At 71.5% G+C, this 1,088-nt stretch carries 1 protein-coding gene; it reads left to right on the top strand.

The features are described from left to right. Positions 1-469 precede the first annotated feature (469 nt). Complete coding sequence (locus tag E1283_RS36470) at positions 470-1,048, top strand: hypothetical protein (RefSeq protein WP_132822427.1); 579 nt, start codon at positions 470-472, stop codon at positions 1,046-1,048. Positions 1,049-1,088: the final 40 nt, after the last annotated feature.

The following is a 1,088-nucleotide window of genomic DNA, read 5'->3' as shown; positions in this document are numbered from 1 at the left end:
CCCCGAGCCGACGCCGGCAGCCGCCCGCCCCCGTCGACATGTGGTGCGAACGACCGACACAACGCGCGGGCGCGTCGGCCTAACCTGCGGATGATCTCGTTCGACCGTCCTCCGGGAGAACCTTCTCGTGACTCGGAACCCGTCTCGCGACCGCTGTCGCGTCCCCACTCCTCGCTCCGACGGGGCGCACGACGGCGTGGAGCACACCGGCACCTGTGCGGGAGCCCGGGCCGGGGCCCCTCGCGGGCCGCGCGGAGCGCCGACGGCGCCCGCGTCGAGGTGCGGTGGAAGCACGAGGCGCTGCGCCGACGGCCAGGTCCGGACGACCGGCCCGGCTGTTCGAGAAGTAGACCGGCCCGCGCGGTCGGTGACACGTCGTACCTGTTCTCGGGGCGCTCGCCGACGAAGCGCGACGTCCAAGGAAGTGAAGTGAGTGACACCCATGCGTACCCGTCGTTCGAATCTGGCCGTGATCGCCGCTCTGGCTCTCGCGTCGACGCTCGCGGCCTGCTCGTTCGAGGCCGGCGACCTCGAACCGGTGGGGCGCGAGTCCGAGGCCGTGGAGTCGACCACCGCGCCGGACTTGGACACCGAGCTCCGGACGGTCACCGCCGAACACCTGACGGCGCGGGTCCCGGCCGACTGGCAGTCGGTGGGTGACGCCGACGGCTGGTCCTACGTCCACCAGCTCGACGACGGCGACGGCGGGGTGGCGGGCCGTATCGGCTTCATCCCCGGCGGCATGCCGATGAGCGCCCAGGAGGCCATCGACTGGTTCGTCAACGGCGTCGAGGAAACAGGTGCGACCAACGACGACTTCGCGCCGACCACCGCGCTCCGCACGGGCGAGGACCGGGCCAACACCTCGTACACCTACCAGTCCGCCGGCCAGGAGTACCGGGGCCAGGTCTGGGCCATCAGCGACAGCAACGGGATCCCGTCCCTGATCCAGCTGTCCGGGACCCCGGAGGCGATCACACCGGAGTTGGTCGCACAGGTCGACGAGAGCCTGGACGTCACCGGTGCCTGGTCAGGATCCACTCCCTGACCAGGTCCCGGTCTGCCGGGGGAAGGGGAAGGGGGACGAG

Source organism: Streptomyces hainanensis (assembly GCF_004348415.1).
GTDB lineage: Bacteria > Actinomycetota > Actinomycetes > Streptomycetales > Streptomycetaceae > Streptomyces > Streptomyces hainanensis.
This window is presented reverse-complemented; position numbering and strand designations above follow the sequence as displayed.